25 protein-coding genes are annotated in these 26,026 nt (G+C 70.3%); 17 read left to right on the top strand and 8 right to left on the bottom strand.

The genetic code is table 11. The features are described from left to right. Nucleotides 1-21: 21 nt before the first annotated feature. Complete coding sequence (locus AB0M59_RS31610) at nucleotides 22-1,257, bottom strand: family 16 glycosylhydrolase (RefSeq protein ID WP_364622438.1); 1,236 nt, start codon at nucleotides 1,255-1,257, stop codon at nucleotides 22-24. A 478-nt stretch (nucleotides 1,258-1,735) separates the two neighbouring features. After that, nucleotides 1,736-2,971 carry an ROK family transcriptional regulator gene (locus tag AB0M59_RS31605; protein ID WP_364622435.1) on the bottom strand — a complete coding sequence of 412 codons (1,236 nt, stop codon included), beginning with the start codon at nucleotides 2,969-2,971 and terminating at the stop codon, nucleotides 1,736-1,738. Between the two features lie 130 nt (nucleotides 2,972-3,101). On the opposite strand from AB0M59_RS31605, the gene AB0M59_RS31600 reads away from it, so the two are divergent. The 7 genes from AB0M59_RS31600 (at nucleotide 3,102) to AB0M59_RS31570 (ending at nucleotide 11,722) form a co-directional block, all read left to right on the top strand. Continuing rightward, nucleotides 3,102-4,289, top strand: a complete 1,188-nt coding sequence (locus tag AB0M59_RS31600; protein ID WP_364622432.1) for an ROK family transcriptional regulator — start codon at nucleotides 3,102-3,104, stop codon at nucleotides 4,287-4,289. Nucleotides 4,290-4,495: 206 nt separating this feature from the next. Further along, entirely contained in the window at nucleotides 4,496-6,166 is a 1,671-nt protein-coding gene (locus AB0M59_RS31595) for an ABC transporter substrate-binding protein (RefSeq protein WP_364622429.1), read from the top strand. Nucleotides 6,167-6,184: 18 nt separating this feature from the next. Further along, complete coding sequence (locus AB0M59_RS31590) at nucleotides 6,185-7,312, top strand: ABC transporter ATP-binding protein (RefSeq protein WP_364622426.1); 1,128 nt, start codon at nucleotides 6,185-6,187, stop codon at nucleotides 7,310-7,312. Continuing rightward, a complete protein-coding gene (locus tag AB0M59_RS31585) occupies nucleotides 7,309-8,289 on the top strand; it encodes an ABC transporter permease (RefSeq protein ID WP_364622423.1) in 981 nt (326 codons plus the stop codon). Before AB0M59_RS31590 ends, AB0M59_RS31585 begins: the two co-directional genes overlap by 4 nt. A gap of 1 nt (nucleotide 8,290) precedes the next feature. Then, nucleotides 8,291-9,283, top strand: coding sequence for an ABC transporter permease (locus AB0M59_RS31580; protein WP_364622421.1), 993 nt, complete (start codon nucleotides 8,291-8,293; stop codon nucleotides 9,281-9,283). Then, nucleotides 9,280-10,275, top strand: coding sequence for an ABC transporter ATP-binding protein (locus AB0M59_RS31575; RefSeq protein ID WP_364622418.1), 996 nt, complete (start codon nucleotides 9,280-9,282; stop codon nucleotides 10,273-10,275). Before AB0M59_RS31580 ends, AB0M59_RS31575 begins: the two co-directional genes overlap by 4 nt. Before the next feature lie 43 nt (nucleotides 10,276-10,318). Beyond that, nucleotides 10,319-11,722, top strand: coding sequence for a GH1 family beta-glucosidase (locus tag AB0M59_RS31570; RefSeq protein ID WP_364622415.1), 1,404 nt, complete (start codon nucleotides 10,319-10,321; stop codon nucleotides 11,720-11,722). Between the two features lies 1 nt (nucleotide 11,723). On the opposite strand, the gene AB0M59_RS31565 is transcribed toward AB0M59_RS31570, so the two are convergent. Then, nucleotides 11,724-13,088, bottom strand: coding sequence for a helix-turn-helix transcriptional regulator (locus AB0M59_RS31565; protein ID WP_364622412.1), 1,365 nt, complete (start codon nucleotides 13,086-13,088; stop codon nucleotides 11,724-11,726). A gap of 160 nt (nucleotides 13,089-13,248) precedes the next feature. On the opposite strand from AB0M59_RS31565, the gene AB0M59_RS31560 reads away from it, so the two are divergent. The 3 genes from AB0M59_RS31560 (at nucleotide 13,249) to AB0M59_RS31550 (ending at nucleotide 15,176) form a co-directional block, all read left to right on the top strand. Then, a complete protein-coding gene (locus AB0M59_RS31560; protein WP_364622409.1) occupies nucleotides 13,249-13,656 on the top strand; it encodes a hypothetical protein in 408 nt (135 codons plus the stop codon). A gap of 114 nt (nucleotides 13,657-13,770) precedes the next feature. Beyond that, nucleotides 13,771-14,484, top strand: coding sequence for a DUF2306 domain-containing protein (locus tag AB0M59_RS31555; protein ID WP_364622406.1), 714 nt, complete (start codon nucleotides 13,771-13,773; stop codon nucleotides 14,482-14,484). Nucleotides 14,485-14,549: 65 nt separating this feature from the next. Further along, nucleotides 14,550-15,176 carry a DUF2306 domain-containing protein gene (locus AB0M59_RS31550; protein ID WP_364622540.1) on the top strand — a complete coding sequence of 209 codons (627 nt, stop codon included), beginning with the start codon at nucleotides 14,550-14,552 and terminating at the stop codon, nucleotides 15,174-15,176. On the opposite strand, the gene AB0M59_RS31545 is transcribed toward AB0M59_RS31550, so the two are convergent. After that, complete coding sequence (locus AB0M59_RS31545) at nucleotides 15,121-16,287, bottom strand: acyl-CoA dehydrogenase family protein (RefSeq protein ID WP_364622403.1); 1,167 nt, start codon at nucleotides 16,285-16,287, stop codon at nucleotides 15,121-15,123. The genes AB0M59_RS31550 and AB0M59_RS31545 overlap by 56 nt on opposite strands. Next, nucleotides 16,284-18,689 (bottom strand): bifunctional salicylyl-CoA 5-hydroxylase/oxidoreductase, encoded by a 2,406-nt coding sequence (locus AB0M59_RS31540; protein WP_364622400.1) that lies wholly within the window; start codon nucleotides 18,687-18,689, stop codon nucleotides 16,284-16,286. The genes AB0M59_RS31545 and AB0M59_RS31540 overlap by 4 nt, the downstream gene beginning before the upstream one ends. Before the next feature lie 67 nt (nucleotides 18,690-18,756). Here AB0M59_RS31540 and AB0M59_RS31535 point away from each other — a divergent pair, with 67 nt between their 5' ends. Continuing rightward, entirely contained in the window at nucleotides 18,757-19,152 is a 396-nt protein-coding gene (locus AB0M59_RS31535) for a RidA family protein (RefSeq protein ID WP_364622397.1), read from the top strand. Here the strand turns inward: AB0M59_RS31535 and AB0M59_RS31530 are convergent. Then, complete coding sequence (locus tag AB0M59_RS31530; protein WP_364622394.1) at nucleotides 19,139-19,981, bottom strand: PaaX family transcriptional regulator C-terminal domain-containing protein; 843 nt, start codon at nucleotides 19,979-19,981, stop codon at nucleotides 19,139-19,141. The two genes, AB0M59_RS31535 and AB0M59_RS31530, sit on opposite strands and share 14 nt — an antisense overlap. 52 nt (nucleotides 19,982-20,033) lie before the next feature. Here AB0M59_RS31530 and AB0M59_RS31525 point away from each other — a divergent pair, with 52 nt between their 5' ends. From AB0M59_RS31525 to AB0M59_RS31515, 3 genes are all read left to right on the top strand, one after another. Further along, a complete protein-coding gene (locus AB0M59_RS31525) occupies nucleotides 20,034-20,708 on the top strand; it encodes a GNAT family N-acetyltransferase (RefSeq protein WP_364622392.1) in 675 nt (224 codons plus the stop codon). A gap of 242 nt (nucleotides 20,709-20,950) precedes the next feature. After that, entirely contained in the window at nucleotides 20,951-21,490 is a 540-nt protein-coding gene (locus tag AB0M59_RS31520; RefSeq protein WP_364622389.1) for a hypothetical protein, read from the top strand. Nucleotides 21,491-21,548: 58 nt separating this feature from the next. Beyond that, nucleotides 21,549-21,908 (top strand): PLDc N-terminal domain-containing protein, encoded by a 360-nt coding sequence (locus tag AB0M59_RS31515; protein WP_364622386.1) that lies wholly within the window; start codon nucleotides 21,549-21,551, stop codon nucleotides 21,906-21,908. Nucleotide 21,909: 1 nt separating this feature from the next. Here AB0M59_RS31515 and AB0M59_RS31510 read toward each other — a convergent pair whose 3' ends face one another. Beyond that, nucleotides 21,910-22,374 carry a MarR family winged helix-turn-helix transcriptional regulator gene (locus AB0M59_RS31510; RefSeq protein ID WP_364622383.1) on the bottom strand — a complete coding sequence of 155 codons (465 nt, stop codon included), beginning with the start codon at nucleotides 22,372-22,374 and terminating at the stop codon, nucleotides 21,910-21,912. Nucleotides 22,375-22,478: 104 nt separating this feature from the next. Between AB0M59_RS31510 and AB0M59_RS31505 the strand changes: the two genes are divergently transcribed. Then, nucleotides 22,479-22,901 (top strand): nitroreductase family deazaflavin-dependent oxidoreductase, encoded by a 423-nt coding sequence (locus tag AB0M59_RS31505; protein WP_364622380.1) that lies wholly within the window; start codon nucleotides 22,479-22,481, stop codon nucleotides 22,899-22,901. Nucleotides 22,902-22,946: 45 nt separating this feature from the next. Here the strand turns inward: AB0M59_RS31505 and AB0M59_RS31500 are convergent, their stop codons facing one another. Then, nucleotides 22,947-24,224 (bottom strand): FAD-binding oxidoreductase, encoded by a 1,278-nt coding sequence (locus AB0M59_RS31500; protein ID WP_364622377.1) that lies wholly within the window; start codon nucleotides 24,222-24,224, stop codon nucleotides 22,947-22,949. Between the two features lie 87 nt (nucleotides 24,225-24,311). Between AB0M59_RS31500 and AB0M59_RS31495 the strand changes: the two genes are divergently transcribed. Continuing rightward, nucleotides 24,312-25,190, top strand: a complete 879-nt coding sequence (locus tag AB0M59_RS31495) for a LysR family transcriptional regulator (RefSeq protein WP_364622374.1) — start codon at nucleotides 24,312-24,314, stop codon at nucleotides 25,188-25,190. A 32-nt stretch (nucleotides 25,191-25,222) separates the two neighbouring features. Beyond that, nucleotides 25,223-26,020: an oxygenase MpaB family protein gene (locus AB0M59_RS31490; protein ID WP_364622371.1), complete on the top strand. Its 798-nt coding sequence runs from the start codon at nucleotides 25,223-25,225 to the stop codon at nucleotides 26,018-26,020. Nucleotides 26,021-26,026: the final 6 nt, after the last annotated feature.

Below are 26,026 nucleotides of genomic sequence, written 5' to 3'. Positions count from 1 at the left end.
CCGCCTACCCGATGTGGTGGATCAGGGAGTGGTCCACTTCTGGTTGGCGCCGCCGCCGCAGGTCCAGATCTGCAGGCGGGTGCCGTTCGCCGAGCTGTTGCCGGTGGCGTCGAGGCACTTGTTCGCGTTGGGGTTCACGATGTCCTTGGCCCCGGAGATCGCCCATTTCTGGGCGGCGGTCCCGTTGCAGTCGTAGAGCTGCACCGCGGTGCCGTCCGCGGTGCCGGCCGCGTTGACGTCCATGCACTTGCCTAGCGCCCGGATCGTGCCGTCGGTGCCGATGGTCCAGTTCTGCGCCGCGTTGTTGTTGCAGTCGGTGATCTGGATCGGCGTGAGGTTGGCGGTGCTGGCGCCCGCGACGTCGACGCACTTGCCGCCGATGCCGGTGATCCGCCCGGTGCGCCCGCTCGGCGGGGTGCCGCCGCCGGTGTCGTTCGTGACGTGGACGTAGTCGACGACCAGCTGCTGCGGGAACTGCGTGCTGCTGTTGGGGTCGCCGGGCCAGTACCCGCCGACGGCGAGGTTGAGGATGATGAAGAAGTTGTGGTCGTAGACCCAGCGGTTGCCGTTCAGGTCGGACGGCGTGCGCGTCTGGTAGAGGTTGCCGTCGACGTACCACTTGATCTGGTTCGGCGCCCAGTCCACGGCGTAGGTGTGGAAGTCGTCGGAGAAGTTCGGGCCGTTGTAGGCCGCGCCGATGCCGCCGGAGCCGGAGTAGCCGGGGCCGTGGATGGTGCCGTGCACGGTGTTCGGCTCGAACCCGACGTTCTCCATGATGTCGATCTCGCCGTCGGTCGGCCAGTTGCCGCCGCCGAGCATCCAGAACGCCGGCCACATGCCCTGCCCGCGCGGGAGCTTCATGCGGGTCTCGAAGTGGCCGTAGGCCTGGCTGAACTTGCCGGCCGTGTTCATCCGCGCGGAGGTGTACTCGCAGCGGCCATACCAGCAGTTGTAGTTCCCGGGGTTTTCCTTCTTGGCGGTGATGACGAGGTGGCCCTGCCCGTCGAGCTGGGCGTTGTTGGTGCCCGACGTGTAGTACTGCCGCTCGTGGTTGTTGACGTTGTCGCCGGTTTCGAGCTGCCACTTCGACCCGTCGACGGCGGCGCCGGCGGGGCCGTTGAAGTCGTCGGTGAAGGTGGCGGCGGCTTCGGCCGCGGGGGCGGTCAGCGCTTGCTGTCCGAGGAACAGCAGCGAGCCGGCGGCGAAGAGGGCCGCTGCTCTTCGGAACCTGCGGAACTTGCGGAATGAGGTGGACATCGTTGTCGCCTCTCTCACCAGGGGGGACCGGCGTTCCGCGCGCAGCACGAAACGCGGGAGGGGAGGTGGCCTCGACTGCCGGGGCGGCGGCAGGCGCGACCGGTTACGCCGGCGCTCGCATCCCTGGGGCGGGGTCGGATCGCGGGCGGCGGCGGGTCTTTGTTGTGCCTGGCAACAAAGTATGCATGGTCCAGACAAGTCGGGCAACCGTCGGCCGGTCATTTTTTTTCAACCCGAATTAAGGGTGGGTGGGTGACGGGGTGGGCGGGTCGCGGTGCTGGTCGGCGGGGTTCCCGCTCAGTGGGGCATGGTTGGTAGTGCTCTTTCCGGCACCCCGAAGCTGTCATTGTGACTACGGCCGGCAACACCGCGTCAAGGCGGGAAAGATGCCTTGACCCGGCGCTGCCGGCCGTGTTCTGGCTTCGGATCGGGGTGCGGGGGAGCCTGGGTTCTCGTCGGTGTCTGGTCTCGTGGGCGCTCAGGCCGCGTCCGAGTCCGGGGCCCCCGGCTTCACGATCCTCGACGTCGCGCCCTGGTCCAGCAGGTCCGCCACCGGCAATGTCGCCGCTCCCGTCGCCACCGCGTCGAGACCCAGTGAACCCAGCTGGATCGATGTCTGGCTGAACGGGTGCCGCAGCGCGTGCTCGCCCGCCACTTCGCGGATGCGCGGCAGCAGCAGCTCGCCCAGCGCCAAGCCCGCCCACCCGCCAATCACGATGCGCTCCGGGTTGAACAGGTTGATCAAGTTCGCGATCCCCGCGCCGAGGTAGCCCGCCGTCTCGTCGAGCACCCGCGCCGCTGTCTTGGAGCGTGGGGCCGCCTCCAGCAGCGCCGCGAACTGGGCCTGCTCGTCCTCGCCCGGGACGTCCTTGCCGCGCACCCGGCGGTACCGGGCCAGCACCCCGCCCGCGCCGATGTATGCCTCCAGGCAGCCGCGCGCGCCGCAGCGGCAGTCGTTCCCCCCGTACGCGATCGTCGTGTGGCCCCACTCGCCCGCGCTGCTCGTCGAACCGCGGTACGTCGTCCCGTCCGTCACCACCGCCGCGCCGACACCCGAGCCGATCAGCGCGATCACCGCGTGCCGCGCTCCGCGGCCGGCGCCGAACCACATCTCCGCCTGGCCCTGGGTCTTCGCGCCATTGTCGACGAACAGCGGCAACCTCACGCCCGCGTCCCGCAGCAGCGAAACCAGCGGCACCGCGTCCCAGCCGACCGTCGGCGCGTGCACCAGCACCCGCGCCCCCTGCTCGACCGTGCCCGGCACGCCGATGCCGACGCCCAGCACCGCCGAGTCGTCGATGCCCGCGCTCGCGAACACCTCGCGCAGCCCGGACGTCACCTGCTCGACCGCCGTCGCGGGATCCGGCGCCTTCGGCAGCGGGTGCTCGACCGTCGCGAGGCGGTTCATCGCCAGGTCGAACAGCTCGACCTTGACGCCGGTCTCCCCGATGTCGACGCCCGCGACGTGCCCGTAAGCCGGGTCGACGCGCAGCAGCACGCGCGGCCGGCCGCCGTCCGACTCGACCTGTCCCGCTTCCGTGATGAGCCGTTCTTCGCCCAGTTCAGCGGTCACGTTGCTGACCGTGGCCGCGCTCAATCCGGTGAGCTGGCTGAGTTCGTGTCGCGACAGCGGACCGTCGAAGTACAGTTTCGACAGCAGCAGGGAACGGTTGTGCCTCCGCAGGTCACGGACGGTGGTGCGCTTGCTCGCCATGGGCAACCCATCTGAACTCTTACCGGCTCGACCAGCATGCCTGATCACCGTAAGTTGTGGCTATGTATTAAGTGGTGAACTAAGTCCCGAACCGATGGTCGCACGGACGGTCTCTGGCACAATCCCCCAGGTGACCCAGGTGGTACGCCAGACAACCCGTGACCTCCGGCGGCACAACCGCGCGGCGCTCCTCTCCTCCCTGTACCTCCGCGGTCCCGTCAGCAGGCTGGAACTAGTAGCTGAATCGGGACTTTCGGCCGCCACCGTTACCAACGTCGTCTCCGAGCTCATCGCCGACGGCGTCGTCGCGGAGGCCGGATCGGTCGAATCCGACGGCGGACGGCCCCGGACGCTGCTGGCCGTGCGGCCGGACTTCGGGCACGTCGTGGGCGTCGACGTCGGCGAGACGCACGTCGAGGTCGGCCTGTTCGACTGCGCGCTCGGGACGCTCGGCACGGTCCGTCACCCGCTCGTCGGCACCCGGCTCGATCCGGACGAAGTGGCCGGACTGGTGCGAACCGGCATCGCGGAAGTGCTCGAAGGCGGCGAACCGGACACGGTGTTCGGCGTCGGCATCGGCGTGCCCGGTGCGGTCCGCGACGGCGGGATCGTGCACGCGCCCACCCTCGGCTGGCGCGGCGTGGCCTTCGCCGACCTCATCGACCCGCACATCCAGGCGCCCCTCCACCTCGACAACCGCGCCCGCACGCTCGGGCAGGCCGAGACCTGGCGCGGCGCCGGCCGGGGCGCCGAACGCGCCATCGTCGCCCTCCTCGGCGTCGGGGTCGGGGCCGCCGTCGCGACGGCCGGGCGCTCGCACCCGGACATCACGACCAGCGAGTGGGGCCACACCGTCGTCAAGGCGGCCGGGGCGGCCTGCCGCTGCGGCTCGCACGGCTGCCTGGAGGCCTACGTCGGCACCGAGGCGGTCGTCCGCCGCTACGCCGAGAGTGTTGACAAGGAACCGGTCATCGGGGACGAAAGCGACGTCGAGCTGGCGCACATCGTCGAGGAAGCCCAAGGCGACGGCCCGGCCGCCGACGTGCTCGCCGAGGCCGCCGAATACCTCGGGATCGGCATCGCGAACCTGATCAACCTGCTCAGCCCGGACCGGGTGGTGCTGTCCGGCTCCGCGGGGGCGATCATGGGACCGGCGATCCTGCCCGCCGTGCGCGACGCGGTGGGCCGGCACGCGCTGGACTACCTGGCCGGGCGCACCGAGGTCGTCCTCGGCCGGCTCGGGCCCGAGGCGGTCGCGCTCGGCGCGGCCACCCTGCCCATCGCGCAGCTGCTCGCCAACGGGGGCCGGACCGGCTGATTCCCTTGCGTCGCAAGGAGTAGTGCTGCCAACAGGTCCAGACCGCCAGTTCTTTTATTACTTAAACTTAGGTACAAAACGTTACCGCCGTGTTATTGACGTGACCCGAGTCACCCGGGTTGACTTCTGGGCGTCGTTCGGTCGCCGGCGGTCGGGGCTCGCAACCAGTCGACACTCAGCACGTCGTCGATGACCAGGAGGAACCGATGCGAGTCAAGCGCTCCATCGTCGCAGCGCTAGTGGCGGTAATGGCTTTGGGGGGTTTGACCGCGTGCGGGAGCAGCAGCTCCGACGCAGGTCAGAGCAACCCGAACGCCGTGCTCAACGTGGGCAAGCCCGACGGCCCGCAGTCGGAGAACAACAACCCGTTCCTCGAGACTTCGGCCCTGTCGAACATGGGCTACCGGTGGATGATCTACGAGCCCCTGGTCATGCACAACCGCGTCAAGCCGCAGGATCCCGCCAAGCCGTGGCTGGCGACGAAGTGGGACTGGTCGGACAACTACAAGAAGCTGGTCCTGACCGTCCGTGACGGGGTGAAGTTCTCCGACGGCCAGGCGATGACCGCCGAGGACGTCGCCTACACGTTCCAGCTGCTGCGCGACAACAAGGCGCTGAACGTCGACGCCGTCCCCTACAAGGACATCGCCGCGGCCGGCAACCAGGTGACGCTGGGCTTCGAGACCTCCCAGTTCGTCAACCAGCTCAAGATCCTGCAGACCCTCGTCGTGCCGAAGCACGTCTGGCAGGGCATCAAGGACCCGGCGCTCGACACGGTGAAGAACCCGATCGGCACCGGTCCGTACACGCTGAAGTCGTTCACGCCGCAGACGATGATCGTCACGCTGCGCGACACCGGCTACTGGCAGGAAGCGCCGAAGGTCAAGGAGATCCGCTACACCTCCTACACCGACAACAACGCGCAGGTGTCCGCGCTGGTCAGCGGGGCGTCGGAGTGGAGCTTCGTCTTCATCCCGAACTACAAGGCCGTCTACACCAACAAGGACCCGCAGCACTACAAGCTGTGGTTCCCCGCGCAGCTGGCCGTCCACGGCCTGTGGTTCAACACCGAGAAGGCCCCCTGGAACGACGCCAAGCTGCGTCAGGCGGTCAGCAAGGTGGTCAACCGCGACGACATCTTCAACCAGGGCGAGGCCGGCTACTTCTACCCGAAGAACGACCAGGTCACCGGCATCCCGACGCCGGCGGGCGACTCGTTCATCGCGCCGCAGTACAAGGGCCAGACGGTCAAGGTCGACGTCCCGGGCGCCAAGGCGCTGCTGACCGGCGCCGGCTACAAGTTCAACGGCGACAAGCTGGCGGACCCGAGCGGCAAGCCGGTCACCCTCAAGCTCACCGTCCCGTCGGGCTGGTCGGACTACATCACCGACCTGGAGATCATCAAGGACAACCTGTCGCAGATCGGCATCACCGCGACCGTCGAGAAGATGAACCAGGACGCGTGGATCAAGTCGGTCGACACCGGTGACTTCGAAGGCCTGATGCACTGGACCAACGACGGTGCGACGCCGTACGACATGTACCGCGACGTCATGGACGGCAGCCGCTACAAGCCGACCGGCCAGGGTGGCATCAACGGCAACTACGGCCGCTTCAAGAACGACGAGGCGACCCAGGCGCTGGCGACCTACGCCAACGCCGAGGACGACGCCGCCCGCACCGCCGCCATGGCGACGCTGCAGAAGATCATGATCGACCAGCAGCCGATGGTCCCGACCTCGGCGGCCAACTCCGGTGGCGAGTACAGCACGAAGAACTGGGTCGGCTGGCCGGACGAGGCCAACCCGTACGGCCCGGCGCAGCCCACCCTGCGCAACGCGCTCGACATCGTCCTGCACCTGAAGCCCGCGGCCTGATCCATGGCGGACTCAGTTGTGACGGATCACGGGGACGGCCGCGGCGACGCGGCCGCCCCCGCCCCCTCCGACCCCATCGCCGTCGGGTCGGAGGGGGGCCTCCCCACCTCGGGCGAGGTGACCGGCGACGTGGTCCTCGAGGCCACGGGACTCACCAAGCACTTCCCGGTACGGCGGCGCGGACGCGCGGGTCTCACCGGCCCGCGCCGCGCGGTCCAAGCCGTCGACGACGTGACCCTGACGCTGCGGCGGGGCCGGGTCACCGCGCTGGTCGGGGAGTCCGGCTCGGGCAAGTCGACGGTCGCCCGCCTGCTCGCGGGCCTCTACCCGCGGACCGGCGGGGACATCCGGCTGCACGGCGAGACCGTGAACATCCACCGCGGCCGGGCGTTCCGCGCCTACGCCCGGCGGGTCCAGATGATCTTCCAGGACCCGTTCGCGTCGCTGAACCCGGTGCACACCGTGCGCTACCACCTGACGCGGGCGCTGAAGATCCACGGCCGGGCGGGCGACGACCTCGAGAAGTCGCTGCACGACCTGCTGGCCCGGGTCCAGATGACGCCGCCCGAGCGGTACGTCGACAAGTTCCCGCACGAGCTGTCCGGCGGGCAGCGCCAGCGCGTCGCGATCGCGCGGGCGCTGGGCGCCGACCCGGAGGCGCTGCTGGCCGACGAGCCGGTGTCCATGTTGGACGTCTCCATCCGGCTCGGCGTGCTGAACCTGCTGCGTGACCTCAAGGAACGCCTGCAGCTGGCGATCCTGTACATCACGCACGACATCGCGTCGGCGCGCTACTTCGCCGACGAGACGATGGTGATGTACGCGGGCCGCATGGTCGAAGGCGGCGACAGCGAGACCATCACGCAGAACCCGGCGCACCCGTACACGCGCCTGCTCATCGACTCCGCGCCCGACCCGGACCGGTTGTCCGGCGGGAGTGACGAGCTCGATCCCGGCGAGGTGCCGGCCGAGCGCGGGGCCGGCGAGCCGCCGAGCCTGATCGACCCGCCGCCGGGCTGCCGGTTCCACCCGCGCTGCCCGGTCGCGATGGAGCGGTGCAAGACCGACCTGCCGCCGCGGTTCGAGGTCGACGACGCGCCCGGCCACTGGGCCGCGTGCTGGCTGTACGACGGAGCCGCGCGATGAGGTTCCTGCTGCAACGGCTGGCCTTCTACGTCTTCACGGCCTGGGCCGCCGTCACCATCAACTTCTTCATCCCGCGGATGATCCCGGGCGACCCGGTGCAGTCGCTGATCGCGAAGAACCAGGGCATGATCAGCGCGGAAGCGATGCAGTCGCTGTACACGCTCTTCGGACTGGACAAGAACGAAAGCCTGATCTCCCAGTACTTCGACTACTGGGGCCAGCTCTTCCGGGGCGACCTCGGGATCTCGTTCACGTTCTTCCCGTCGCCGGTGTCCGAGCTGATCGGCGACAGTCTGCCGTGGACGATCATCCTGGTCGGCATCACCACGATCGTCGGCTTCGCGCTCGGCACCGGCCTCGGCGTCATCGCCGGCTGGAAGCGCGGCTCGTGGGTCGACGGCCTGCTGCCGGTGACGACGTTCCTCTCGTCGATCCCGTACTTCTGGCTCGGCCTGATCGCGCTGACGCTGCTGGCCGGCCCGGGCAGCTTCTTCCCGTCGTCCGGCGGCTACGACCCGGGTGTCGTGCCCGGCTGGGACGGCGGGTTCATCGGCAGCGCGATCCAGCACAGCCTGCTGCCCGCGCTCACCATCCTGATCAGCTCGATGGGCAGCTGGATCCTGGGCATGCGCAACATGATGGTCACCGTCGCGTCGGAGGACTACGTCACCGTCGCGCACGCCAAGGGCCTGCCCGAGCGCCGGGTGATGGTCGGGTACGCCGCCCGCAACGCGCTGCTGCCGAGCGTGTCCGGCTTCGCGCTGGCGCTCGGCTTCATCGTCGGCGGCACGCTGCTGGTGGAGATCGTCTTCTCGTACCCCGGCGTCGGGTACCAGCTGTTCCAGGCGGTCGGCTCGCAGGACTACCCGCTGATGCAGGGCATCTTCCTGATCATCACGCTGTCCGTGCTGGTCGCGAACCTGTTCGCCGACGTCGCCTACCTCGCGCTCGACCCCCGCACCCGGAAGGAGGGCTGACATGGCCGTACCCGCGGCGGACGTCAAAGCCGCCCAAGCCCTCCCCGTCGACGTGGTCGCCGGCCGGTCGAAGCGCCGCCGGTTCCGGTTCCTGACCGGCGGCAAGACCGTCACCGGGCTCGCCGTCACCGTCTTCTTCGTGGTGATCGCGATCATCGGGGAGTGGATCGCGCCGTTCGACCCGTCGGCGCGCAGCAACGACCTGCTGGAGGCGCCTTCGGGGCGGCACTGGTTCGGCACCACCCACCTCGGCCAGGACATCTTCAGCCAGGTGGTGGTCGGCACGCGCAGCGTCATACTGGTCGGGTTGACCGCCGGGATCGTGGCGACGATCCTCGCGGTGATCGTCGGCGTGACGTCCGGCTACCTCGGTGGGACGCCGGGTGAAGGACTTTCCGCACTGTCCAATGTGTTCCTGGTGATCCCGGCGCTGCCGCTGATCATCATCATCGGCAGCGCGGTGCCCACCGGCGGCGACTACCTGGTGGCGGTGATCATCGGGCTCACGTCCTGGGCGTGGGGCGCGCGAGTGCTGCGGGCCCAGACGCTTTCCTTGCGAGGCCGGGAATACGTCGAAGCGGCCCGGGCGACCGGCGAGTCGACGTGGCGGATCATCTTCTTCGAGATCCTGCCGAACCTGACCGCGGTGATCGCGTCCAGTTTCGTCGGCACGGTGATCTTCGCCGTGATGTCGGAAATCACGCTCGCGTTCGTCGGCGTCTCGGGACTGTCCAACTGGAACTGGGGCACGATCCTGTTCTGGGCGCAGAGCCAGCAGGCCCTCGCGCAGGGCGCGTGGTGGTGGTTCGTGCCGGCCGGGCTGGCGATCGCGATCCTCGGCACCGCGTTGTCCCTGCTCAACTTCGGCATCGACGAGTTCGTCAGCCCGCGGCTGCGCGGCAGCGGCAAGGCGCGCGTCAAGGGCGCCGACGGACGGACGCATCGCATGCGCGTGGGCTTCACGCCCGTGCTCGGGCGGGAGGAACAGTCATGATGGACCCGGTCCTGGAGATCAAGGGCCTGGACGTCGACTACGGCGTCGGCGACGAGGCCGTGCGCGCGGTCCGGGACGTGCACCTGACGCTGCACCGCGGCGAAGTCCTCGGCCTGGCCGGGGAAAGCGGCAGCGGGAAGTCCACTTTGGCCTACGGGCTGACGCGGCTGCTGGCGCCGCCGGGCGTGATCCGCGGTGGGCAGGTCATCTACCACCCCGCCGACGGCGAGCCCTACGACGTCCTGAAGCTGACGGACAAGCAGCTGCGCGACTTCCGGTGGGCGGAGACGTCCATCGTGTTCCAGGGCGCGATGAACTCGCTGAACCCGGTGCACAAGGTCGTCACGCAGCTCGTCGACGTCATCAAGGCGCACGAACCGCGGTCGACTAAGGCCGGTCGGCACGCGCGGGCGAAGGACCTGCTCAAGCTGGTCGGGATTTCGGCCGACCGGCTGGAGGCGTACCCGCACCAGCTCTCCGGCGGCATGCGCCAGCGCGTGATGATCGCGATGGCGCTCGCGCTCGAACCGCGCGTGGTCATCATGGACGAGCCGACCACCGCGCTCGACGTCGTGATGCAGCGCCAGATCCTCGGCCAGCTCGTGGAACTGCGCGAGCGGCTCGGCTTCTCGGTCCTGTTCATCACGCACGACCTTTCGCTGCTGGTCGAGTTCTCGGACCGGATCGCGATCATGTACGGCGGCCGGATCGTCGAACAGGCCCCGGCGTCGGCGCTCTACCGGGACGCGCTGCACCCGTACAGCCACGGCTTGCTGAACTCGTTCCCCGCCCTGCGGGGGCCACGCCGCGAGCTGTCCGGGATCCCGGGATCGCCACCGGACACGCGCGGGATGCCGCTCGGCTGCGCGTTCCACCCGCGGTGCCCCAAGGCCTTCGAGCCGTGCGACTCGAAGGTGCCCGAGCTGGGCTTGCCCGGCGGCGACCCGTCGCGGGAAGTGGCCTGCTTCCTGCACCCGGTCGCCAACCCCTGAACGCCGTCCGTCCTATCCGGTCCCATCCTGGAGGAGACCCGCCTTGACCGAGACCACAGCCGCGACCGCCGAACAGCAGGCGCTGATCGACACGCTGCCGCCGGACTTCCGCTGGGGTGTGGCGACCGCCGCGTACCAAATCGAAGGCGCGGTCGCGGAAGACGGGCGCACTCCGTCCATTTGGGACACCTTCTGCCAGGTTCCGTGGGCCATCGACAACAACGACACCGGTGAGGTGGCGTGCGACCACTACCACCGGATGCCGGCGGACATCGAGCTGGTGAACGAGCTCGGCGCGGACACCTACCGGTTTTCCGTGGCGTGGCCCCGGGTCCAGCCGCGCGGCCGCGGCGGCGTCAACGAGGCGGGCATCGGCTTCTACGACCGGCTGGTCGACGAGACGCTCGGCAAGGGCATCGCGCCGTGGCTGACGCTGTACCACTGGGACCTGCCGCAGGAACTGGAGGACGCGGGCGGCTGGCCGGCGCGCGACACGGCGTACCGGTTCGCGGACTACGCGATGCTGGTGTTCGACCGGCTGTCCGACCGGGTCCGGCATTGGACGACGTTGAACGAGCCGTGGTGCTCGGCGATGCACGGGTACGTCCACGGCGTGATGGCGCCGGGGCGGCGGGACTACGCGGCCGGGCTGCACGCGGTGCACCACCTGCTGCTGGGCCACGGGCTCGCGACGCAGCGGATGCGCGAGGCCGCGCCGCCGGACACGGAGTTCGGCATCACGCTCAACATGTGCACGGCCGACCCGGCGACGGACTCCCCGGAGGACGTCCGGGCCGCGCGGCAGGCCGACGGCCTCGGCGTCCGGATCTACCTGGACCCGCTGGTGCACGGCCGTTATCCGACGGACGTGGTGGAGGACCTGGCCGACCGCGGTGTGAAGCTGCCGATCCAGGACGGCGACCTCGACGTGATCTCGACGCCGCTGGACTTCCTGGGCGTGAACTACTACTTCGGCCAGCAGTTCTCGGGCGTGGACGAGTCCGGCAACGCGGTCGACGACGAGGGTGTCCCGGCGTCCCGGACGGTCCCGTTCGGCGAGCCGACGACGGCGATGGGCTGGGAGATCCTGCCGGACAAGTTCACCGAGCTGCTGACCCGGCTCGGCCGCGACTACCCGGGCCTCCCGATGTACATCACGGAGAACGGCTCGGCGTTCGACGACGACCCGGACTCGTCCGGTTTCGTCCGCGACGAGCAGCGCACGGCCTACCTGGCTTCGCACATCGCCGCGGTGGCGGCGGCGCGTGAAGCCGGGGCGGACGTGCGCGGGTACTTCGCGTGGTCCCTTTTGGACAACTTCGAGTGGGCGTACGGGTACGCGAAGCGGTTCGGCCTGATCCGCGTGGACTACGAGACGCAAGCGCGCACGATCAAGCAGAGCGGCTACTTCTACCGCGACACGGTGCGGCGGGTCCGCGGCAGCTGACTCAGACCGGGACGCCGGTCCGGTGCGCGAACGCGGTCAACCCTGGGAGGTTGCGAGCGTTCGGGTGCCGGACCAGGCTCTCGGTGATCTGGTGGATTGCCTTGTGGTAGCGGACTTCGTCGGGCGACGCATGCTCAGCCGCCAGCAACGCGCGGTAACACTGCTCCGGCTTGCCCCATTGGTGAAACGCTCTTGCGACGTCCGAGTAGTAGCGAGCCCGCCTCTCGACCACGGGGATCGCGGCCGGATCGATACGGCGTGCGTGTTCGATCGCGGTACCCGAGTCGCCGAGCACCCGAGCGATGCTGACTTGGTAGAGACTTACCGCGGTGGAGTTGAAGGCGGCGGAATGCGGCCCGGCTTCCATCCGGCCGGCGGCCTCGGCGGCTTCGGCGATCAAGGATCTCGCGGTGTCTCGATCACCATCGACAGCAGCCGTGTAGGCACCGGTCTCGAGCAGGGATCCGTACACCGAGAGGTGCTCGGTTCCGCGGTGGAGTTCGGGTTGCAACGCAGCGGCAGTGTCGAGAACGAGCTGACGAGCGGTTTCGGGCCGACCGGCGCGACGCAGCACGATTCCCCAGCTGCGGCGAGTCGTAGCCTGGGTGAGGGTGTCGCCGCAGGCGTCGGCGGCCCGGAGTGCCCGGTCTGCGGCGGTCCACGCCAGCCGGTCATTGCCGACCTTGATCATCAGCTTCGAGGTCAGTGTGTACAGCTCGGCCAAGTGCCGGTTGACCGCGGCGACAGCGTCGGAGGTGTGCAGGTCCGCGCGGGTGGCGAGGGCGCGGGCGAGCACTTCGGGCATCAGGGCGGCGACATCGCGGTATTTCGCCTGCTGGAACACCGAGCGGGCTTGGGCGACAGCCAGTCTGAGCTCGGCGAGCTGGACGGGCTCCACGTGGGCGATGGGCGGGTTCAGCAGCGAGGTCTCGAGCGAGCGGATCGGGTCGGCGGCGCCGAACGCCGGCGTGGCCCCGAGCAGCGCCCTTCCGGTCAAGCCACCGACGCCGAAGAGCAACGTGCGACGCCGCATCGGGTCGTCCTCCTCGAGCATCGGCACCAAGACTGGGCCCACAGTAGGCCCACAACCAGGCATCGTCCTGTCGGACACACCGTCCGGGGTATCGGGGAGGAGGCCGAAAACCTGCAAGGGCAGGCCCAATGCGGTCGCGAGGAGTTGCAACACGCCGATATCGCGCAATGGTGACCTGCCATTCTCCCACCGGGAAATCTGGCTGGCCGAGAATCCGCAACGCCGCCCGAGCGCGCCTTGCGTCGAGCCTGCGGCTGTTCTCGCGATGCGAACCACGTCGCAGGGCGGTCGAGGGTCCCGGAGAAGGAGTGCGAGGATCTGGTCCTGCTGCATCGGCGACCTCCCCCGATGGGGTTCCGGCTTCTCTACGGTAACTCCGGAAAGTAACGGAGAAGCCGGTTTGCAGAATTCGCACATGATGTGCGCGATCGGTCCGACCGAAGCCCGACGTCCTCCGCGTGTTTTGCTAGGTCCGTGTGGGGAGGAGAGTCCAATGGACCGAGCGCTGGTCATCGCCTTTTTCGAGGCCGCGGATGCGCGCTTCGACCCCTCCGGTGCGGCGGCGTTCGCCCGTCGGCTCAGACGTGAAGTCGATGCCGGGCGGATTGCGTTCCCGCGGCCGCTCGTCATCGGGGGCAGTCACCCACACGGATGCCTCGCCCTGGATCGGTTCCATGCCGGCGTGACCGGATTGGCCCACACAGCTCGAACGCTCACGCGCGGTCTCGCGGACATCGCCGGAGGCGGCTTCACGATCTGCGTCTGCGGCACTGGCCGGCTCAGCGTGGTGACTCTGGTTACCCGCGCGGTGGCGTGTGAGCTGAAAGCTCAGCGTAGGAACGAAGCGGTCGTCGGGTGGGTCGGCGGGCCGGACCGAGCAACGGTGGTTGCCGCTTTGTGAGCGGGGGTGGGGTTCGCCCCACCCCCGCGTCGGTGGCCGGCACCATGGTTCGCCACCCCTGAGCACCCCTAACGTCGGACGGGCAAGATCCCGCGACGACGGACAGGGGGAATCATGGCGGTCCGGACAGAGGTCAGGCCGATCCCGCGCACGACGGTGACGAAGGCCTGGTGGCGACGGCCGTGGATCGGTCCGCTGGCCCTCGTCGTACTCGCCTTCCTCTCCTTCTCGCTGCCGCCCTACCTGGCCCTCGACCCGGCGCAGTCGCGGGTGCCGCAGCCCGAGGGGTTCCCGGCGCACTACTGGTTCCTCGTCGGGCACGTCATCTTCGGCTCGGTCGCGATGATCGGCGCTGTCCTGCAGATCTGGCCGTGGCTGCGCCGGACGCACCCGGTGATCCACCGCTACGCCGGCCGCGCGTACGTCTTCGCAGGCGTGCTGCCCTCCGGGCTGATGGCCCTGACCATCGGGTCGCAGAGCCCGTTCGGCCCGGTGACCCGCGTCAGCGACGTGCTCGCCGCGGTCCTGTGGATCGGGTGCACCATCGCCGGCTGGCGCGCGGTGCGCGAGCGGCGCTTCGGCGACCACCGCAAGTGGATGATCCGCAGCGTGACGCTGACGTTCTCGATCATCGTCAACCGGGTCATCTCGCCGATCGCGATGATCGTGCTGGAACCGCAGATCCCGACGACCTTCGGCGGCAGCGAACTCGCCTACAGCCAGAGCATCGGGGCCCTCTCATCCTGGGGCGGGCTGGCGTTCGCGCTGATCGTCAGCCAGCTGATCCTGGAGCGGCGGCCCGCGAAGAAGCCGGCCGGTGCGCGGTGACGGTCACCGGGACGGCGGCCCCGCCTGCCGCGAGACCGGGTAGGACGTGGTGGCGGCGGCCGTGGATCGCGCCGCTGGCGTTGCTGGTCGCCGCTTTCCTCGCCTACTCGGTGCCGCCCTACCTCACGCTGGACCCCGCGCAGTCCCGGGTCCCCGCGCCGCCGGGGTTCGCCGCGCACTACTGGTTCCTCGTCGGGCACATCCTCTTCGGCACTATCGCCATCGTCGGCGTCATCCTGCAGGTCTGGCCGTGGCTGCGGCGCACGCACCCGGTCGCCCACCGGCGCATCGGCCGCGTTTACGTCTTCGGCGGCGCGATCCCGTCCGCGCTGATGGCGTTGAGCATCGCCCTGTTCAGCCCGTTCGGCCCGGCGGCCGGCGTGCTGAACGTCGTCGCGGCGCTGCTGTGGCTCGGGTTCACCATCGCCGGCTTCCGCGCGACCCGGCAGCGCCGGTACGCCGACCACCGGCGGTGGATGATCCGCAGCTTCGCGATGACCATGAACACCTTGCTCAGCCGGGTTTACGCGCCGATCGCGTTCATCGCCCTCGGCCCGCACTACCCCGACCAGGCCACGCTCTTCCCAGCCGCCTCGACGCTGGCCGGCACGATGAGCCTGCTCACCCTGCTGCTGCTCAGCCAGTGGTGGCTGGATCGCCGGCCCGCGAAGAAGCCAGCCAGCGTGCGATGATCGTCCGCTGGATCTCCGACGCGCCTTCGTAGATGCGCGGCGCCCGGACTTCGCGGTAGAGGTGTTCGAGCAGGTGCCCGCGTCGCAAGGCGCGGGCACCGTGCAGCTGGACCGCGGAGTCGACGACGAACTGGGCAGCTTCGGTCGCGAACAGCTTCGCCATCGCCGCGCGGCCGCCGAGGTTCTGCTCGCCGGCGTCATACGCACCCGCGGCCGCGTAGACCAGGAGCCGGGCCGCTTCCGTGCGCGTCGCCATCTCCGCCAGCGCGTGCGCCACCGCCTGCTGCTTGATCAGCGGGCCGCCAAAGGCTTCTCGCTGCCCGGTGTAGTCCACAGTGGCGTCGAGCGCCGCCTGGGCCATCCCGACCGCGAACGCGCCGACGCTCGGGCGGAACAGGTCGAGCGTCCGCATCGCGACCGCGAAGCCCCGGTTCTCCTCGCCGAGCAGCTCCTCGCGCCGGACCTCGACGCCGTCGAACGTGACCGTGCCGATCGGGTGCGGGCTCACCAGGTCCAAGTGCTCACCGCCGAGTCCCGGCCGGTCGGCGGGGACGACGAACGCGCTGACCCCGCGTGAGCCCGCGCCTTGCGTGGTCCGGGCGAACACCGTGTAGAAGTCGGCTTCCGGCGCGTTCGAGATCCACATCTTCTCGCCGGTGAGGCGCCAGCCGTCACCGTCGGGTTCGGCGGCCAGCGAGAGCGCCGCCGCGTCCGAACCGGCGTCCGGCTCGGTCAGCGCGAACGCCGCCACCGCGTCCCCGGCCGCGACGGCAGGCAGCCACTTCGCGACCTGACCGTCCTGTCCGGACTGGAGGATCGGGTAGGTTCCCAGGCCCTGCAACGCCAGCGCCGTCTCGGCCTCGGTGTTCACCGTGGCGAGGTTCTCCCGCAGGATGCACAGATCAGTCGCGGCCGCCTGCCTCGACGGCTTGCCCGAAGCGACGCCGGGGAAGAGCCGGGCGAGCAGGCCGAGCGCGCCCATCTCCTTGAGCAGCGGGCGGTTGACCGCACCCTCCACACCGGACTCGGCGAGCGGACGCAGCCGGTCCTCCGCCAGCCGCCGTACCTCCGCGGCGAACGCCTGCTGATCGGCATCGAGGGCGAAAGTCATGACGAAGCTCCCGGTCGCCAGCGGGCATGGGCGGTGCCGGTCGGCCCCGACCGGACGAGGTCGAGCCGCGGCTCCGGGCCGTCGGTGCGGCCCGACTGCGGCTTCCGGCTGCCGGCGGCGAACGGCTTCGGCCACGGCATCGAATAGCCCTGTTCCGCCGCCGCGTGCAACGTCCACTGTGGATCGTAGAGATGCGTGCGACCCAGTGCGCAGAGGTCCGCTCGCCCGGCCAGGATCAGCGAATTGACGTCGTCGTAGGAGGAAATCGCGCCGACCGCGATCACCGCGATGCCGTACTCCTCACCGATCTCGTTGCGGATCCGGTCGGCGTACGGCGTCTGGTAGCTGCGGCCGTACTGCGGCTTCTCGTCGCAGACGACCTGGCCGGTCGAGACGTCGATCCCCGCCGCGCCGTGGGCGGCGAACGCTCGCGCGATCTCGACCGCGTCGTCGGCGTCGATGCCGCCGTCCACCCAGTCGGTCGCCGAGATCCGGACGGTCATCGGCCGCTCGGCGGGCCACGCGGCGCGCACCGCGTCGAAGACTTCGAGCGGGAACCGCAGCCGGTTGTCCAGCGAGCCGCCGTACTCGTCGTCACGCCGGTTGGTCAGCGGCGACAGGAACGACGACAGCAGGTACCCGTGCGCGCAGTGCAGTTCGAGGACGTCGAACCCGGCGCGGGCGGCCGCGTGAGCGCACGCGACGAACTCGTCACGGATCGACGCCATGTCCGAAGTGGACAGTTCACGCGGGACCTGGTTGCGATCCGAGTACGCCAGTGCGGAAGGGGCGCAGACCTCCCAGTTGTCCGCCGGCAACGGCTCGTCGATGCCGTCCCACATGAGCTTCGTCGAACCCTTGCGTCCCGAGTGTCCCAATTGGACACCGATCCGCGCCGGGGACTGCGCGTGCACGAAGTCGACGACGCGCTTCCACGCCGCTTCCTGTTCCGCGGTGTACAACCCGCCGCACCCGGGCGTGATCCGGCCTTCGGGGGAGACGCAGACCATCTCGGTCATCACCAGCCCGGCGCCGCCGAGGGCCTTGCTGCCCAGGTGCACCAGGTGGAAGTCGCCGGGCACGCCGTCGGCCGCGGAGTACATGTCCATGGGGGACACCACGATCCGGTTGGGCAGCTCCAGCTCGCCGAGCTTGAACGGCTGGAACATCGGCGGCCGCGACGTCGTGCCGAGCGACTGCGCGAACCAGTGGTCCAGCTCGGTCGCGAACTCCGGGTCGCGCAGGCGGAGGTTGTCGTAGGTGACGCGGCGGCTGCGCGTGAGGATGTTGAACGCGAACTGTGGCGGCTCCTGATGGGCGTACTGCGCGATGTTCTCGAACCACTCCAGGCTCGCCTGCGCGGCACGCTGCGTCGACTGGACGACCGGTCGCCGTTCCAGCTCGTACGCCTTGAGCGCCTCGGCGACGCCTTCGTTTTCGTGCAAGCAGGCGGCCAGCGCGAGCGCGTCCTCCATCGCCAGCTTCGTGCCGGAGCCGATCGAGAAGTGCGCGGTGTGCGCGGCGTCGCCGAGGAGGACGACGTTGTCGTGCACCCACGTCTCGCAGCGGACGGTGCCGAACGTGACCCACTTCGAGTTGTTCGCCATGACGCGGTGGTCGCCCAGGACGTCGGCGCACAGCTCGCGGATCAGCGCGATCGACTTCTCGTCGCTCTCGCCCGGCTTGAGTGCGGTCGCCGCGATCGGCCCGAACGTCCGCTGCCAGACGTCCTCCTGCACCTCGAGGATGAACGTGCTGCCGTCGCGGCCGTAGGGGTAGCCGTGGATCTGCATGATCCCGGCCGGCGTCTCGAGGACGTAGAACTTGAAAGCGTCGAACACCAGGTCCGTGCCGAGCCAGATGTAGCGGCAGCGGCGGGTCTCGATGCTCGGCCGGAACGTCTCGGCGTGTTTCGCGCGGACCGCGGAGTTGACGCCGTCGGCGGCGATGACCAGGTCGTAGCCCGAGAGGTCTGCCGGGGCCTCTTCGCGGAAGTGGAGGCCGACGCCGAGTTCGGCGCACCGGCTCTGGAGGATGCCGAGCAGGCGCTTGCGGCTCATCGCGGCGAAGCCGTGGCCGCCCGAGGTGGTGACCGTGCCGCGGTAGTGGACGTCGATGTCGTCCCAGCGCGCGAACTCCGCGCGCATCGCTTCGTGCACCGCCGCGTCGGCGTGCTCGATGCCGCCGAGCGTCTCGTCGGAGAACACGACGCCGAAGCCGAACGTGTCGTCCGGCGCGTTGCGCTCCCAGACGGTGATTTCGTGACTGTGACAACCGGGGCTTCGCCCCGGGCCGGGGGCTTTGCCACCCGGACCCCCGAAAAGCGGGGTGTGACCGAGCTGTTTCGCCAGCGCGGCGAAGTACAGACCCGCCGGGCCGCCACCGATGACCGCGATACGCACGCCGTCCAGAGTATGTCGTCACCGGTACGACCGTCAATAAGGCGAAAGATGGCGTACGGTGTCCCGCATGGAGCGCATCAACCCGCCGGAGCTGGGCAAGCCGTCCGGGTTCTCGCACGCGGTGGTGGCCGAAGGCCGCGTCGTCTTCCTCGCCGGGCAGACCGCGCTGGACGCGTCGAACAAGATCGTCGGCGACGGCGTCGTCGAGCAGTTCGAGCGCGCGCTCGGCAACCTGCTGACGTCGCTGCGCGCGGCGGGCGGTGCCCCGGAAGACCTCTGCAGCGTGACGATCTACATCGTCGACATGGCGGACTACCGGACCCACGCGCGCGCGATCGGCCGGGTCTGGAAGCGGCTCGCGGGCACGGAGTACCCGGCGATGGCCGGCATCGGCGTCGACCGGCTCTGGGACGAAGAGGCCTTGGTCGAGGTGCAGGGCTTCGCCGTCGTCAGCCGAAGCTGATCGACTTCGCGACGTACGCCCGGGCCGGGTCCTCCAGCTGCGCGTGCAGCTCGAAGAACAGCTCGGCCGCGCGGATTCCCGACCAGTCGCGGGGGAGGAACTCCGCGGGCAGGCCCGGGTCGAGGTAGGGCATCCGCCGCCAGCCGGTCAGGACGTGGACGTAGTCGGCGAAGGCCTGCTCGTCGGTCACGGACTTGCGGCGCAGCGCGGGACCGTGCTCGTCGAGGAACGTCGTGTACAGCTCGTCGAGCCGGTCGAGGTCCCACCAGTCGCGGACCTTCGCCCGGACGTCGCCGAAGGCCAGGTGGTCGGCGCGGAACAGGTCGGCGTAGCCGGCCAGGCCGAGCCGGGTCAGCGCCTCGGCGGTCGCGGCGTGCAGGTGCGCCGGGGCGATCCAGACACCGGAGGCCGCGGTGCCGAAGCCCATCCGGGCGAGCTGGGTGCGCAGGAGGTGGCGCTTGTGCCGCTCGGTCTCCGGCACCGAGAACACCGCGAGCAGCCAGCCGTCGGCCGCGGTCGCGCGCCCGCGGCGGAAGATCCGTTCGTCGCCCTCGCGCAGGATCTCGCGCGCGTCGTCGGACAGCTCGTAGCCGGCCGTCGCGCCGCGGCGCACCGCTTCGAGGATCCCGCGCCGCTTCAGCCGCGAGATCGACGAGCGCACCGCGGGCTCGTCGACGCCGACGGCGGCCAGCAGGTCGATCAGCGAAGCGACCGAGAGCCAGCCGCCCTCGGTGCGCGAATAGAGGCCGTACACCGTCACGATGAGCTGGCGAGGCTGGGCCGCGCGGCCGGAGCCGTCCAGTTCGGTTGCCTCGGGTACGGCCGTCATCGGGCCACAATAACGCCTCCCGTGCCGATCGCTCCGCTACGATTTCGCCGCGATGCTGCCAGCCACCAAGGGGATCTTCGACCGGCTCACCCGCCGCGGCCGTCTGATGACCAAACGGACCTGCGACCGGCAGGGCCACGTGCTGCGTGACGGGCGTTTCCTGTTCCGGACGCCGACCGCGTGGGAGTACGCCGCCGCGGTCGCCTGCGGCAGCGATCCGGCCGCCCAGCGCTGGCTCGGCTGGCAGCGTGACTCGATCGTCGCGAGGGGGGCGCGGGCCGACGCGCTGCGCGTCGTCCCCGGCACCGGCCCGGACTGGGTGTCGCCCGACCCGCAGTCGATCGACCTGGTGATGATCGACGTCGAGGCCAACCGGTGTGTCGGCCTGGTGAGCGTGCACACCGGCGAGGACGGCGGCCCGGAGACCGGCGGCTACCTCGCGCCGGACTACCGCGGCCGCGGCAACGGCCGGATCCTCTTCGCGGCCGGGCTGACCCTGGCGCACGAGCACCTCGGCCTGCCGCGGGTGCGCGCCGGCGCCGAGGTCGGCAACGTCGCGAGCGCGCGGTCGCTGCTGGCCGCCGGCCTCGCCCGCGTCGCCGGGCCGCCGACGTACCGGCTGCCGGACGGCCGCGTCACCGAGGCGTGGTGGTTCCAGCACGCCGTCCCGCGGACCACCCGCTGCGGCGGTCCACAGGCGACGTGGTTCCCGCCGTCGCTGCTGTAGAAGCTTCGGCCGTCGCCGATGTTTCCCGCGGCTAACGTCGCCGCATGACTTCGCTCGCCGCTCCGGTTCCGCCTGTGCCTGCCGACGTTCCCTTGGGGAGCGTCGCCTGGTTGCGCGCTTCCGTCGCCCGGTTCAGCAATGGTTCCGACCACGTCCGCCGACGGTCCCTGGCCGTCGGGCTCCTTGCCGGCGTCGATGCGGATTCACTGCGGGACAAGGCTTTCGCTCGCACCACTCCACTCATGGATTCCCTTGAGGACGTCGACGTGATGGCCGAGATCGCGCGGCCGGTGCCGGTCGGCGTGCTCGCGGAAGCACTGGGCCTGCCGGACGTTTCGGCGGACGTCGTCCCGGTCGCGGCCGCGTACCACCCGCACGTGACACCCAGCCCGGACGCCGAAGCCGCGCTGGGGCGGCTGATCGCGGCCTGCGGCGGACCGACCGAATTCACGGCGGCGCGGATCGGCCTGCTGGTCCAGGCCTGCGACGCCACCGCGGGGCTGATCGGGAACGAGCTTTCCGCGTGGCTGTCCGGGAAACCCGTCGGCCAGCCGGTGTTGTGCACGCGCCGCCGGGTCGACGGCTCGGACGTCACGGTGTCGCTGGCCGGAACGCCGTTCGGCGCCGGGCCACGCGAATGCCCGGGTTCGTCGCACGCGACCGCCCTCGCGGCCGGCGTTCTCCAGGCGCTGCGCGGCTTTCGCCTGACAGAAACGGAAACGGCGTGGGTGTCGTCGCCGAATCTCCGGATGCCCGCGGTGCTGCGGGTGACCCGCGGCTGACCCGCCGGCGGGTTCTGCTACTACTTACCGCGTTCATCTTCTTGGGGGAAGGCGCGGAATGCTGTATTTCGATGGTCTGCTGGGCATCGTCACGCTTGGGCTGTGGATCTTCTGCCTGGTCGACGTGATCACGACGGACGAGCCGTCCTGCCGCAACCTGCCGAAGGGGCTCTGGCTGCTCGTCGTGCTGGTGCTGCCGCTCGTCGGGTCGATCATCTGGCTGGTCGCGGGGCGGCCGCAGCAGGTGATGCGGACGCGCGGCCCGTACGAGCGGAACGCCCCGGCGTACCCGGAGTACGACCGCCCGGGCCGGTTCGCGGCCGGCAGCGCGGACGACGACGACGAGTTCCTGCGCCAGTGCCGCGAACGCGCGGAGGCGCAGCGGAAGCTGGCCCGGGACAAGAACACCGAGGACTGAGCTAGCAGGTGGGGCCTTCGCACGTGCCGTGTTCGTAGGCCTCCAGCGTCGAGATCACCAGCCGGCGCTCGGCCGGAGTCAGCGGCGCCAGCGCGTTGCTCCACGCCTGCGCGCCGCGCGCCAGCCACGCGTCCACCGCCGGGCGCCGTTCCGGCGTGATGCTCACGATCGTGCGGCGGCGGTCCGCCGGGTCCTCGTCGCGGTTCAGCACGCCCTGACGACTCAGGTCGCCGACCATCAGGCTTGCCGTCGTCGGAGCGACTTCCAGGCGGCCGGCCAGCTCGGTGACCGTCATCGGGCCGTCGAACAGCAGGATCGACAGCAGCGACAGGTGCCGGGGCGCCAGCGCGCAGCCGTTCAGCTCGTCCGGAACCGGCGTCCGCTTCGCGCGGCCGACCAGACGCGGCATCAGCAGCAGGAGCCGGCGCACGCCGTCTTCGAGACTCAGACCGGCCTCCGTTGACACCGCCTGCCTCCCGTCGGTAGCTTTGTTTGCAAAGCAAACGCTTCACTGGTTTCCGAGCGTACCTCGGGCCACGAACGAGCGTACCGGCCAGAACAGGGGATTCCATGACAGCGCCAGCCGACATGAACGACTTCAACAACCAGGTCGTCGAAGAGTTCCGGGCCAACGAGGGCAAGGTCAGCGGCTACTTCGAGGGCAAGAACGTGCTCCTGCTCACCACCATCGGCGCGAAGAGCGGGCAGGAGCGCCTGTCGCCGCTGGTCTACACCCGCGACGGCGACCGCCTCGTCATCGCCGCGTCCATGGGTGGCGCGCCGAAGAACCCGGCCTGGTTCCACAACCTCGTCGCCAACCCGAAGGTCACCGTCGAGGTCGGCACCGAGAAGTTCGAAGCCACGGCCACCGTGATCGAAGACCGCGCCGAGCGCGACCGCCTGTACGCGGGCATGGTCGCCCACGCCGAGGGCTTCGCGGAGTACGAGACGAAGACCACGCGGCTCATCCCGATCGTCGTCCTCGAGCGCTGATCTCCCGATCCGCCGGCCGATTTTCGCCCGGCCGGCGGATCAGGCTCAGCCGAACCGCCCCGACGGGTCGTACTTCGCCTTCAGCTGCTTCAGCCGGGCGACGTCCGCCGCCGGGAAGGCCGTCGCCAGCTCCGCGGCGGAGTGCTCGCCGTAGAGGAACGGCAGCAGCCGGCCCGTCGACCACGGCGCCAGCGCGTCGAACAGCTTCGCGTGCGCGCTTCGGATCGTCTCGACGCCGTCCTCGACCACCGACAGCGCCCGCACGACGAACTCCGCCGTCGAGTCCCAGCCGACGCCGAGCCCGTCCCGGCGTGCGAGTTCGCCGCCGAGCCGGTCGATGATCAGCACCGTCTCCACCGGCGCGCCCGGGCCCGCGTGCTCGAGGATCGACGTCAGCATCCCGTCGTTCAGGACCTCCACCGTCGCGTTCGTCCCGTGGTAGGGGTGCGGGTGCGGCGGGTCGCTCGCGATCGACCCCGAATCCGTGTACGGCAACCGCTTCAGCGTGTCCAGCAGCACCGGCGCGGCGGCCCGCAGCGGCGCGACGAGCTTCTCGCCGTCGTCGCCGAGGTACGCGATCCGCACGTTGGCGACGTGCTTCCCCCGGATCGGCTCCGGCAGGAACGGCAGATCGGGCAGCGGGACCACGGCGATCGACGTCGTCAGCTCGTCGGGCGCGGTCATCGCCCACGTCCGCCACGCGCGCAGCACCGTCGGCAGGTCCGCGGCGTCGAAGTACAGCCCGCCGCCGTACAGGTCGGTCACCGGAACCAGGCCGAACTCCAGCGCCGTCACGACGCCGAAGCCGGCGCGGCCGCCGAGCAGGGCCCAGAACAGGTCGTCTCCCGGCGTCACCTTGCGCGGTTCGCCGTCGGGGGTGACGACGTCGATCGCGCGCACGTGGTCGGCCGCGCGGCCGAACCGCCGCGCCATCAGCCCGAAGCCGCCGCTGAGCGTGTAGCCGACCACGCCGACGTCGGGCGACGAGCCGCTCAACGGGGCCAGCCCGTGCTTCGCGGCGGCTTCGATCACCGCGCCCCAGCGGACGCCGGCGCCGACCCGCGCGGTCTTCGCGGCGGCGTCGATCTCGACGTCGGCCAGGCGGCGCGTGCTGATCAGCAGGCCGTCGGTGCCGGCGGTCAAGCCGTGTCCGGTGGCCTGGACGGAGACGCGCAGGTCGTGCTCGGCGGCGTACTTCACCGCGGCGGCGACGTCTTCGGCGCTCTCGGCGGCGACGACCACCGCGGGCCGGGTGGCGACGGACGTCTGGAAGCCGGCGACCTCCTCGGCGTACCCGTCCTGACCAGGGCGAAGGGTGTGCATTCTTGGCTCCTTTCGTTGCCTCCAGCTTCGGGCCGCGGCGATCAGAAGTCCAAGATCTGGCTTGTCTGACTACTAGAATCAACGCTTATGGAACTGCACCAGCTCGCGTACTTCGTCGCGGTCGTCGAGGAAGGCAACTTCACGCGCGCGGCGGAGCGGCTGCACGTCGCCCAGCCCGGGGTGAGCGCGCAGGTGAAACGACTTGAGCGCGAGCTGGGGCAGGAGCTGCTGGACCGGTCGGGCCGCACGGTCCGGCTCACCGACGTCGGCGCGGCCGCGCTGCCGCATGCGCGAGCGGCGCTCGCGGCGGTGAAGGGGGTGCGCGGAGCCGTCGAGGAGCTGGCCGGGCTGGTCCGCGGCCAAGTGGCGATCGGCGCGGTGACGTCGGCGGGCCCGGTGAAGCTGCCGGACCTGCTCGCCCGCTTCCACGAGCGCTACCCGGCGGTCGAGATCACGCTGTCCGAGGCCAACTCGGACACGATGCTGGCGGCCCTGCGTGAAGGCCGGCTCGACCTCGCGGTGGTCGGTTTGTCGACCGAGCCGCCGCCCGGCATCGCGACGCAGGTGCTGATCGACGAGCCGTTCGTGGCGGTGGCGTCGGGTTTCCTGACCGGCCGCGCGGAGGTGGTGATCGCGGACCTGGCCGGGCTGCCGCTGATGGCGCTGCCGAAGGGGACGGGCCTGCGCACGGCGCTGGACGCCGCGTTCGCGCGCGAGGGGCTGACGCCGCGGATCGCGTTCGAGGCGGCCGACCCGAACGTGCTGGTGCAGCTCGCGACGCGGGGGCTCGGGGTGGCGGTGGTGCCGGAGTCGCTGGGCCGCTACCACGAGGCGGAGCTGCCGGTCATCACGATCGCGGGGCCGGGGTTGCGGGGCGTGCTGGCGCTGGCGTGGCGCACCGAGGGGCCGTTGAGCCCGGCGGCGCGGGCGTTGATCGCCTTCGCCCGGGCGAGCTACCGCTCTTGACACGTCGTCAACAGTGTCGTTCCCTGAAGAGCGTGACCGATACCGCGCTCCAGGACGCCGTCGTCGGTGCCGGGCTGCTCGCCGGCAGCGCGAACGTGATCATGCAGCTCTCCCGCGCGCCCGTCGGCTACGGCGTCCTCGAGAGCAAGGTCGACAGCGGCAACCTCTTCCGCCACCCGGTGAAGCGGACGCGGACCACCCTCACCTACCTCGCCGTCGCCACGATGGGGACCGACGCCGAGCGCGCCGCCTATCGGCACGGCGTCGACCAAGCCCACGCCCAAGTGCACTCGCGCGCCGGAAGTCCCGTCGCCTACAACGCCTTCGACACCGACCTGCAGCTGTGGGTCGCGGCCTGCCTCTACAAGGGCTTCGAAGACGTCTACGTCGCCTTCGTCGGCGGCGAACCGCACAGCTTCTACCGCGACGCCGCCAAGCTCGGCACCACGCTGCAGGTCCACCCCGAGATGTGGCCGGCGGACCGCGCGGCCTTCGAGGAGTACTGGGCCGCCGGGCTCGACGAGGTCAGCGTCGACGACACCGTCCGCCGCTACCTCACCGACCTCGTCGACTTGCGGTTCCTGCACCCGGTCGTCGCCGCGCCGGGGCGGCGGTTCCACCGCTTCGTCACGACGGGCTTCCTCCCGCAGCGCTTCCGCGACGAGATGCGCCTGCCCTGGACCGCCGCCGACCAGCGCCGGTTCGACGTGCTCCTCGCCGCGCTCGGCCGGGTCACCCGCCTGCTGCCCGCCGCGGTCCGGCGGTTTCCCTTCAACCTCTGCCTCTGGGACCTGCGCCGCCGGCTGCGCACCGGGCGTCCACTGGTCTGACGGCTC

The sequence above is a fragment of the Amycolatopsis sp. NPDC051371 genome, from assembly GCF_040682155.1.
GTDB lineage: Bacteria > Actinomycetota > Actinomycetes > Mycobacteriales > Pseudonocardiaceae > Amycolatopsis.
Note: the sequence above shows the minus strand (reverse complement) of the source record. Positions and strands in the feature narration are given on the sequence as shown.